The 10,353-nt window shown below is 74.5% G+C and carries 6 protein-coding genes and 1 pseudogene; 5 read left to right on the forward strand and 2 right to left on the reverse strand.

The features are described 5' to 3' along the window. Together ACWGIU_RS17855 and ACWGIU_RS17860 are read right to left on the reverse strand one after the other, a co-directional pair. Nucleotides 1-1,012 (reverse strand): serine/threonine-protein kinase (locus ACWGIU_RS17855; RefSeq protein ID WP_453706852.1); only part of this gene is annotated, 1,012 nt, incomplete at its 3' end. 162 nt (nt 1,013-1,174) lie between these two features. Beyond that, nucleotides 1,175-2,947 carry a serine/threonine-protein kinase gene (locus tag ACWGIU_RS17860; protein WP_453706854.1) on the reverse strand — a complete coding sequence of 591 codons (1,773 nt, stop codon included), beginning with the start codon at nt 2,945-2,947 and terminating at the stop codon, nt 1,175-1,177. A gap of 436 nt (nt 2,948-3,383) precedes the next feature. Between ACWGIU_RS17860 and ACWGIU_RS17865 the strand changes: the two genes are divergently transcribed. The 5 genes and pseudogenes from ACWGIU_RS17865 to ACWGIU_RS17885 all read left to right on the forward strand — a co-directional run. Beyond that, nucleotides 3,384-6,395, forward strand: coding sequence for an FHA domain-containing protein (locus tag ACWGIU_RS17865; protein WP_453706856.1), 3,012 nt, complete (start codon nt 3,384-3,386; stop codon nt 6,393-6,395). A gap of 43 nt (nt 6,396-6,438) precedes the next feature. Then, nucleotides 6,439-7,797, forward strand: coding sequence for an ABC transporter substrate-binding protein (locus ACWGIU_RS17870; protein WP_453706858.1), 1,359 nt, complete (start codon nt 6,439-6,441; stop codon nt 7,795-7,797). Nucleotides 7,798-7,801: 4 nt separating this feature from the next. Further along, on the forward strand, nt 7,802-9,130 hold the full coding sequence (locus ACWGIU_RS17875) for a carbohydrate ABC transporter permease (RefSeq protein WP_453706860.1): 1,329 nt from the start codon (nt 7,802-7,804) through the stop codon (nt 9,128-9,130). Further along, nucleotides 9,127-10,077 carry a carbohydrate ABC transporter permease gene (locus ACWGIU_RS17880; protein ID WP_453706862.1) on the forward strand — a complete coding sequence of 317 codons (951 nt, stop codon included), beginning with the start codon at nt 9,127-9,129 and terminating at the stop codon, nt 10,075-10,077. The genes ACWGIU_RS17875 and ACWGIU_RS17880 overlap by 4 nt, the downstream gene beginning before the upstream one ends. 20 nt (nt 10,078-10,097) lie before the next feature. Beyond that, nucleotides 10,098-10,337: pseudogene (locus ACWGIU_RS17885) on the forward strand (CDP-glycerol glycerophosphotransferase family protein); the annotation flags it as partial. Nucleotides 10,338-10,353: the final 16 nt, after the last annotated feature.

A 10,353-nucleotide genomic window follows, 5' to 3' on the forward strand; every position in this document is an offset into this window, starting at 1 on the left:
GCCCCGGCACGCGCATCGAGGTGTGGGTGTCCCGGTTGGAGTCGGTGGCCGAGCCCGGCACCAGCGGGACCACGCCCCGCCGCCGGACCGGGTCGGCCGCGGGCTCCTCCGAGGGCTCGGGGCCCGGATCCGCGTCGTCCGGCTCGTCCACGTCCAGCGGCGGCATCCCCGCCAGCAGCGGCAGCAGGTCCCGCAGCCGGACCGACAGCTCCGAGGCCCGCAGCCGCGAGGCCGGGGCCTTGGCCAGGCACTGCACCATGAGCTGCCACAGTTCGTCGGGGATCCCCGGCAGCGGGACCACCGTCTCGGTCACGTGCCGCCGCAGGACCGCGCCCGGGTGGCCCCCGCCGAAGGGGGTGAATCCGGCCAGCAGCTCGTACAGGACCGTGGCCAGGGCGTATATGTCCACCGCGGCCCGCGGGGGCAGGCCCTCGACGATCTCCGGCGCCAGGTAGTCCGGGGTGCCGATGATCCGGGTCGTGGGGGCCGAGGCCCGGCCCGTGGAGGCCCGCCGCGGGGAGTCGATCAGCTTGGCCACGCCGAAGTCGGTCAGCAGCGCCGGGTGCGAGCCGCCCGGGCCGAGCCGGCCCTGCATGTCCAGCAGGACGTTCTCCGGCTTGACGTCCCGGTGGACGACCCCCGCCGCGTGCGCCGCGGCCAGCGCGTCCGCGACGTCCGCGACGATCGCCACGGCCGCCTCGGGGGCGAGCCGCCGTTCGCGGTCGAGACGCGTGCGCAGGTCCGTACCGCGGACGAGGTCCATGACGAGGGCGAGGTCGTTGCCGTCCACGACGAGGTCGCGGACGGACACGACGTGCGGATGCTCCAGGCCGAGCAGCGCGCTGCGCTCCTGGACGAACCGTCCGACGAGTTCCTGGTCGGACGCGAGGTCCTCGCGCAGCAGTTTGACGGCGACGGGCCCGTCAGGCCCCTCGCCCAGCCACACCGTGCCCGCGCTGCCGCGCCCCAGGATCTGGTGCGCGGTGTACCGGCTGCCGATCTTCCGTGCCACGACTGCTCCCTCAGCGGCTGGCGTACGCACCAAAGCTACGCGGCCGGGTGGGCATTGGAGGCCAGCAGGGGGCCGGATTCGCGGCGACCTTCACTTCTGCGAGCGAAAACATGTCCCAGAAGTCGACAAATCCACGAAGTCGGAGCTACAGGGGTCCGTTTCTCAGGGCTTGGTGGACCCCGCCGCGCCCGAGGAGCTTGCGGAGTCCCCGATCGCGCTGACCCAGTCGACGACGTCGGAGCCCCAGGTCCAGACCTGGTCCCACCAGCCGCGGCCGGTGCCGACCCACTCCTGAAGCGGGGTCAGTTCCCAGACCAGCCAGCCGGCGACGAAGAACACCAGGATCAGCACCAGGCAGCCCTTGAGGCAGCCGAGGCCGGGGATCCGCACCGGGTTGGCGCTGCGGCGGCGCGGCTCGCGCGGCTCCCGGGGGGCCGGCGGGGGCTGCGGGGGCTGCTGCTGCGGCTGGCGGTACTGGGGCTGCTGCGGCTGAGGCTGCGGCTGCTGCTGGTACGGCTGGGGCTGGTGCTGCTGCGGCTGGTAGTGCTGCGGCGGCGGAGGCGCGTACTGCTGCTGCGGGGGCTGCTGCTGCTGCGGCTGGCGGTACTGCGGCTGCTGGGGCTGCTGGTACTGCTGCTGCGGGGGCGGCGGGCTCTGCCGGTACTGCGGCGGCTGCTGCTGGGGCCGGTGCTGCGGCGGCGGAGGCGCCTGCCGCTGCGGGCGGCGGCGCAGCGGGTCCTCGTTCGGGTCGAGGTACTGGATCTGCGTCTGCTCGTTGCGGTCGCGGGCGGCCTGCATCTGCGACTGCCACGGATGCGGCGAGTCTGGCCGCTGGACCGGGGGCATCACCGAGGTCGGGTCGGCCGCAGGGCCCGCCGTTTCCCCTGGCCCTCCGGGCCGGGGAGGCCCCATGGGCAGCACCGAGGTGGCGTCGGCCGCGCCGACCGGCGGCAGGACGCTGGTCATGCCGTTCGGGTCGTACCCGCCCATGGGGGCGCCGGGGGTCTCGGGGACCGGGGCGGGCGAGGGGTCGGGCGCGAGCAGCACGCCGACGCCGAGCGCCGCTTCCACCTCGGCGGCCGAGGAGTGCACGCCGATACCGGAGGCGACCACGCGCAGGCCGCGGGCCAGGCTCTCGGCGCTGGGGCGCTCGTTCGGTTCCTTGCGCAGGCAGCGCTCGATGACCGTCCACAGCGGCTCGGGCACGGTCGAAGGCCGCTGCGGGTCCTCGCTGAGGTGGCGGTGGAGCACTTCGAGCGCCGTGCCGCCGGCGAACGGCGGGCGGCCGGTGAGCAGCTCGTAGAGGAGGATGCCGGCGCCGTAGATGTCGACGGCGGAGGTCTGCGGGCGGCCCTCGGCGGACTCGGGGGCGACGTAGGCCGGGGTGCCGACGAACTCGTGGGTGCGGGTCAGGCCCGGGGAGTCGGCGAGGCGGGCGATGCCGAAGTCGGTGAGCATCGGCTTCATCTGCCCGCCGCGCTCGTCGAGCAGCACGTTGGCCGGCTTCAGGTCGCGGTGGACCACTCCGTCGGCGTGGCTGGCGGCGAGGGCGTCGGCGATCTGGGCGGTCAGCAGGCTCGCGGCGACGGGCGTGAAGGGGCCGTTCTCCCGGAGGTAGCGGTGCAGGTCCGGGCCGTCGATCAGGTCCATGACCAGGGCCAGCAGATCGCCCTCGACGACGAGGTCGCGGGTGCGCACGATGTTGGGATGGGTCAGGCGCAGCAGGACCGAGCGCTCCCGCAGGAAGCGCATGACGATGTCGGGATCCTGGGCCAGCTCCTCCTTGAGGACCTTGATGGCCACGGTCTCTCCGGCCTGTCCCGCGACGGCCGCCTCCGCGCCGGCGGCCTCCCTCTGGCGGGCACGCCAGACAGTGCCCGTGGCGCCGCGCCCGAGCGGCTCCTCGAGCAGGTATTTGCTGCCGACTGGCCGCACGTCTCGCGCTCCCCTGCTGTCGTCTGCTGTGGTCGATCTGCTGATTGGTTTTCCGGCCCACTCTAGGGGGTGTCCCCCGGGAAGACGCCGGTCCTCGGAGGTTGGTTGCCGCACATATGTACGGAGGGTGATGTTTGCGGGGTATGCCGGAGGCGTTTTTCCCCGTCTTTCCCCGCCTTGGTGTCCGGATCCGGCCGGGGTCCGGCCCGGGTCCCGATACATCAAGATCATTTGTTGCCGGGTGCCGGGCGTGTTGTCCGTGACAGGTGCGAGGATGCACCCGTACGGACGGCACGGGACGGGAGCCCCGCCTTCCGGGCAGACCTGACCGGACGACGCGTCCGTGCCGGGTGGGGGGCGACCGGACGGTCATGTCACGGGATTCCCCTGCCGGGCGCACACACCGCGCACCGCGCAGAAGGGACCGCTGACGGCGATGCAGATCCGGCTGACCGTCCTTGGGTCGCGCAGCGGCCACCAGACCGCAACCGCCCCCGCGAGCTGTGACGTCCTCGTCACCGCTCCCGTCGGCACCGTGCTGGCCGCGGTCGCCTCCGGGCTCGCGGCGACCGTCGGCGGACCCGACACCGGGGGCACGGTCGTGCTGTACGCCGGCTCCGAGCGCCTCGACCTCCAGCGGCGGGTGCTCGGCGAGCCGCCGCTCGTGGACGGCGCGGTGCTGGCGCTGCACGGGCCCGTTCCGGACGTGCTGCCGGAGGACGGCCTCGGCGCGGCCCAGTTGCACGTCGTCGCCGGACCCGACGCGGGCGGGGTGCACCTGCTGCACAGCGGGCAGATCATGGTGGGCCGCTCCGCCGACGCCGACGTCCCGCTCGACGACCCCGACGTCTCCCGGCTGCACTGCGCGGTGACGGTGATCCCCGACGGGCGGGTCGCGGTGGCCGACCTGAACTCGACGAACGGCACCACGCTCGACAGCGCCCCGGTGGGCACCCAGCCCGCCCCCTTGCCCCCGGGGGCGCTGCTGCGGGTCGGCGAGTCCACCCTGCGGCTGGCCGCCGCGGGCGCTCCCGCGCTGCCGGTGACCCCGGACCTCCAGGGTCACCTCTCGGTCTCCGCCCGGCCCGTTGCCCCGGCGCCGCTTCCCGGCCCACCCACCGGCCCGGCCACCGGCGCGCCCACCGGTGCCCTCGCCGAGGCGGATCCGGCCGCCCCCGGACCGATGCCGGACGCGCCCGAACTCCCCGCCGCCCCCGCGCCGGGCGGAGCCGGGCAGCAGGCCGCGACGCCGAGCCCGGGGACCGGCTCCGGCCCCGGCTCCGGCTCCGGCTCCGGCTCCGGGCGGCGGAAGGTCCTCGGCGCCTGGGCCCGCAAGTGGGTGCGCGGCGAGGAACCCGCCGAGGCGCCGCAGGAACCGGTGGCCGCCGCACCCCACCCCGACGATCCCGCCGCACTGCTGCTGGCCGCGATGGGCCCCACCGCCCGCCTGTGGTCCCGTACGCCCGGGCATCCCGCCGTACTGGAGGTGGGGCTCGGCGCCGGGAGCCGGGTGTCCATGCCCGCCGTCGGCGCCCTCGGGCTCGCCGGTCCCCGGCCCCGGCTGGCCGGGGCCGCCCGCTGGGTGGTCGCGCAGCTGGCGGCACTGCACGCGCCGGGGCAACTGGAGATCGTGCTCATCTCCGCCGACCGGGCGCGCGGCCTCACCGACCGGCGGCGCGACTGGGGCTGGCTCGGCTGGCTGCCCCACCTACGGCCCGCGCACGGCCAGGACTGCCGGCTCCTGCTCGCCTACGACCGCGACCAGGCCGTCGCCCGGACGGGTGAGCTGACCCGGCGCCTCGACGAGGGTCCGCTCGGCACGCACTGGGCCGCCGCCGACCCCGGGCAGGTCCGGCAGGCCGCCGACGCCCACGAAGGCCCGTACACGCTCGTGGTCCTCGACGGCGACCCCGGGGCCGGGCCGCTGCGCGACGTCACCGGCCGGCTCGCCTCGCACGGCCCGGCCGCCGGGATCCACGTGCTCGTGCTCGCCGAGGCCCCGGCCGCCACCCCCGCCTCGCCGGTCACCGAGACGTACGAGGCCGCCTGCGCGAGCTCTCCCGCCTTCCGGGACTGCGGCACGGTCGCCCTGCTCAGCGGCGATGTGGCCACCGCCGTACGTACCTTCACGATCAGCGGCGGCAGGCCGGTCCCGTCGGGGGGCACCGCCACCGCCGACGCCGTCTCCGCCGCCTGGGCCGAGCGCTTCGCCCGCGCCCTGGCGCCGCTGCGCACCGCCGAGGGCGGCTCCGCCGAGCCGTACCGGCCGACCTCCGCCACCCTGCCCGCCACCGCACGGCTGCTGGACGAGCTGGGGCTGGCCCGGGCCACCCCCGCCTCCCTGATGGCCCGTTGGGCCGCCGCCACCGACCAGGGGCAGGGCATGGGCGGCCTCGCCGAGATCGTCCTGGGCAGCGGACGCCGCGGGCCCGTCGGCACCGAGCTCGTCCACGACGGCCCCCACCTGCTCATCGAGGGGCCCGCCGGGAGCGGGCGGACCGAGCTGCTGCGCTCGGTGGCCGCGTCGCTGTCCGCGGCCGCCCGGCCCGACCGGCTCGGGCTGCTCCTCCTCGACGGGGCCGGCGGCGAGCGCGGCGACGGGCTGCTGCCCTGCACCGAACTCCCGCACGTCTGCGCCCACCTGATCGCCTCCGATCCGCTGCGCATGCGGGAGTTCGCGCAGGCGCTCGGCGCGGAGCTCAAGCGGCGCTCCGAACTGCTGGAGACGTTGTCCTTCGCCGAATGGCACGCGCAGCGCGAGGTGTCCGACCGGATGGTCGCGCCGCGCCGGCCCACCCCCGGCGAGCAGCGCGGCGACCTCGACCCCCAGCGCACCGGCACGCTACGGCTGCGGGCCGCGACCACCCGTACCGATCCGGCCGGGCCCAGCCCGCTGCCCCGCCTGGTGGTGCTCGTGGACGACCTCGACGCGCTGGTCGCACCGGGGCTGGGCAGTACGGGCCGCCCCGCCGCCGGCTCGGTGGTGCGGGCGCTGGAGGCGGTGGCCCGCGAGGGCGCCCGGCTGGGCGTGCACCTGGTGGCCACCAGCGCGCGCCCCGACCGTACGGCGGACACCGGGCCGGCCCGGCTGGCCACCCTGCGCGTGGAGCTCGACGCTCCCGACCAGCCGGGCCCGGGCCGCGGACTGCTCCGCTTCGGTGACGGCCGGACGGTCCCGTTCCAGGCGGGCCGGGTCACCGGCCGGATCCCCCGGACGGCCACCCAGCGGCCGACCGTGGTCCCCGTGGAGTGGGAGCGGATGGGCGATCCGCCGGCCCGCCGCCCGGTACGCGAGCTGGGCAACGGGCCGACCGACCTCGCGCTGCTGGCCAGCGCCCTGGACCGGGCCTCGCACCTGGTCTCGGCCATACCCGTGCTGTTCCCGCCCGCGCCTGACGCAGCCGCGTCCCCGCGAGGCGGTATTGCGGGGGCGCACGGCTCGGCGTAGACCTTGTGGTCCAGGACACATCACGGGCATCGGGGGCAGAGCCATGCGCAGGCACGGAACGAGCCGTACGACACTCACCTGGACGGCGCTCGCCGCGGCGGCCGCCCTCACGCTCTCCGCGTGCGGGGACGGCGGGACGGAGGAACCGCGAGGTCCCGAGGGCAGCACTGCCGCACCGCGGGTGCAGTTACCGAAGCTGCCCGGCGAGAAGCTGCAGGTCGCCGCGGTCTGGACAGGCCCGGAGCAGGAGAACTTCACCAAGGTCCTGAAGGAGTTCGAGAAGCGGACGGGGGCCTCCGTCACCTTCGTCCCGGCCCAGGACCCGATCGTCACCTTCCTCGGCACGAAGATCGCGGGCGGTGCGCCACCGGACGTGGCGCTGCTCCCGCAGGTCGGGGCGCTGGTGGCGGCGGTGGAGAACAAGTGGGCGCAGCCGCTGGGCCCGGAGGCCGCCGCCCAGCTCGACGCGAACTACTCGGCGGGCTGGAAGAATCTCGGAGCGGTCGACGGCACCCGGTACGGCGTGTACTACAAGGCCGCCAACAAGTCGCTGATCTGGTACAACGCCAAGGCCTTCGAGGCGGCGGGGGTGCAGCCCCCGAAGACCTGGAAGGAACTGATCACCGCGGCCGACACGCTGTCCGCCTCCGGCACCCCGGCCGTCTCGGTGGCGGGTGCGGACGGCTGGACCCTCACCGACTGGTTCGAGAACATCTACCTCTCCCAGGCCGGCCCGGAGAAGTACGACAAGCTGGCCAAGCACCAGATCAAGTGGACGGACGACAGCGTCAAGCAGGCGCTGACCACGCTCGGCGAACTGTTCGGCCGCAAGGACTTCCTGGCGGGCGGGCCGAGCGGGGCACTGTCCACCGAGTTCCCGAAGTCGGTGACGCAGACCTTCACCGGTGGCGACCGGCCGGCGGCGGCGATGGTCTTCGAGGGTGACTTTGTGGCGGTGAACATCGCGCAGACGGAGGCGAAGGTGGGCGAGGACGCCCTCGTCTTCCCCTTCCCGGCAGTCGGCGAGAAGGCTCCGGTGGTCTCGGGAGGCGACGTGGCGGTCGCGCTGAAGCCGTCGAAGGGGGCGCAGGCCCTGCTGACCTTCCTGGCCTCCGCGGACGCGGCGGAGATCCACGCGGCTCAGGGCGGTTTCGTCTCCCCGAACCGGGCCGTGAACCCGGGCGCCTACCCGAACGCCATCCAGCGGGACATCGCCAAGGCGCTGATCGCCGCCGGTGACGACTTCCGCTTCGACATGTCGGACCAGGCCCCGGCGGCCTTCGGCGGGACCCCGGGCGCCGGCGAGTGGAAGGCGCTCCAGGACTTCCTGGCGAACCCGGCGGACGTGGCGGGGACCCAGGCGAAACTGGAGGCGGACGCGGCCAAGGCCTACGGGAACTGATCCCGTGTCGGCCCCTGCCCCTGCCGCTGCCAAGGGCGTCGTGTCCGCGGAGGCCCGGCGCCGCCGTCTGATCGCGGCGGCGTTCCTCCTCCCGGCGCTGGTCCTGCTCGGTGCGCTCGTCGTGCACCCGATCGGGTACTCCCTCTACCGCAGCTTCTTCGACCGTTCCGGTGGCACCTTCGTCGGCGGTGACAACTACCGGGAGATCCTGCGCGACGACACGATCCGTACCGCGCTGAAGAACACGGCGCTGTGGGTGGTGTTCGCCCCGGCCACGGCCACCGCCCTCGGTCTGATCTTCGCGGTGCTCACCGAGCGGGTGCGCTGGGGAACGGCGTTCAAGCTGCTGGTCTTCATGCCGATGGCGATCTCGATGCTGGCCGCGGGCATCATCTTCCGGCTCGTCTACGACCACGATCCCGACCGCGGGGTCGCCAACGCGGTCTGGGTCGGCGTCCACGACACCTTCGCGCAGTCCTCGGCCTTCCCCAAGGCCCGCCCGGGCCGGGACTCGCCGCTCACGGACGCCGGCGGGGGCGCCTTCCTCACTCGTGACCCGGTCCGCGCGGGTACCCCCGTGCTGCTCCCGCTGGTCGGCGTGGCCCCGGAGGCGCTGCCGGAGGGGACCCGTACCGCGGGCAACTCCGAGAGCGTGCCGGGGAAGGTCACCGGCACCGTCTGGCAGGACTTCACCCGGGGCGGGGGCGGGGCGACGAACGTGGTCGACCCGACCGAGCAGGGCTTCGCCGGGATGCGGATCGAGGCGGTCAAGGACGGCCGGGTGGTCGATACGGCGACCGCCGGCGCCGACGGCACCTTCACCCTGTCAGCGAAGGCCGACGGGGCCCTGCTGCGACTGCCCGGGGCCAACTTCCGGGAGGCGTACGCCGGAGTGCAGTGGCTCGGCCCGGCGCTCGTCACCCCGGCGGTCATCGGGGCGTACGTATGGATGTGGGCCGGTTTCGCGATGGTGCTGATCGGGGCCGGGCTGGCCGCCGTACCGCGTGAGCTGCTGGAGGCGGCGCGCGTGGACGGGGCGAACGAGTGGCAGGTGTTCCGGCGGATCACCGTCCCGCTGCTGGCGCCCGTCCTGGCGGTCGTGCTCGTCACCCTCGTCATCAACGTCATGAAGATCTTCGACCTGGTCTTCGTGATCGCGCCGGGCGCGGTCCAGGACGACGCGAACGTGCTCGCGCTCCAGCTGTACCGGACCTCCTTCGGCACGGACGCCGATCCGGGGCTGGGCAGCGCCATCGCCGTGCTGCTGCTGGTGCTGGTGATCCCGGTGATGCTCGTGAACATCCGTCGGCTGCGCAAGGAGGGGACCCGATGAGCGGTACCGACGCGACCCCGGACCCGACGGCGGCCGAACCCGCGTACGCCAGGCCTTCGCCCGCCAGGCCTTCGTCCGCCGCTCTCGTCGCCGCCGGGCCCTCGTACGCCGCGCGCGCCTCCGCCCGGCTCGCCGCGGGAGCCCTGCGCGTCTTCCTGGTCGTGGCGGCCCTCTTCTGGCTGCTGCCCACCCTGGGACTGCTGCTCTCCTCGCTCCTCTCCCCCACCGACCTCAACAGCGGCGGCTGGTGGCAGGTGCTGACGACGCCCTCGCGCCTGACGGCCGACAACTACGAGCGGCTGCTGGCGAACGACACCATCACCGGCTCCCTCCTGAGCACCTTCGCGATCGCGGTGCCGGCCACCCTGCTGGTGGTGACCCTGGGCGCGTTCGCCGGATACGCCTTCGCCTGGCTGGAGTTCCCCGGCCGGGACTGGCTGTTCCTCCTCGTCGTCGGGCTGCTCGTCGTCCCCGTGCAGGTGGCGCTGATCCCGGTCTCCGAACTCTTCGGTTCCATCGGGCTGTTCGAGACCACGGCGGGCGTGGTCCTGTTCCACACCGCCTTCGGACTGCCCTTCGCTGTCTTCCTGCTGCGCAACTTCTTCGCGGAGATCCCGCGCGAGCTGCTGGAGGCGGCCCGCCTCGACGGGGCGGGTGAACTCCGGCTGTTCGCACGGGTGGTGCTGCCGCTCGGCGGACCGGCGATCGCCTCGCTCGGCATCTTCCAGTTCCTGTGGGTGTGGAACGACATGCTGGTGGCGCTGGTGTTCGCGGACTCGGCCCATCCGCCGGTCACGGTCGCGCTCCAGCAGCAGGTGCGGCAGTTCGGGAACAACATCGACGTGCTCGCGCCCGGCGCGTTCCTGTCGATGGCGGTCCCGCTCGTCGTCTTCTTCGCCTTCCAGCGGCAGTTCGTCTCGGGGGTGATGGCCGGGGCGATCAAGTGACTCCCCTCCCCACCCCGCGTGACCCGCCGGTGGACATTTTCACCACGGGCCACTGGCGGGGCTCGCGCTCCGCGCAGCTGCGGGCGGCGTTCCGTGCGCGCTTCTGCTCGCACGACGGCGGCCACGCGGCGGAGCGCGTGGTGCGCCGGGTCTTCCTCGGGCAGACGGCCCCGATCCCGGCGGTCATCCCCCTGGAGGACCGCCGCCCGACCCCCGCGGCTCCCGCGCCGGCGCCGGTCCCGGCCCCCGTGCGGCCGTAGGCGGCCCCTTCCGGAC

Source organism: Streptomyces sp. NPDC054840, assembly GCF_053611065.1.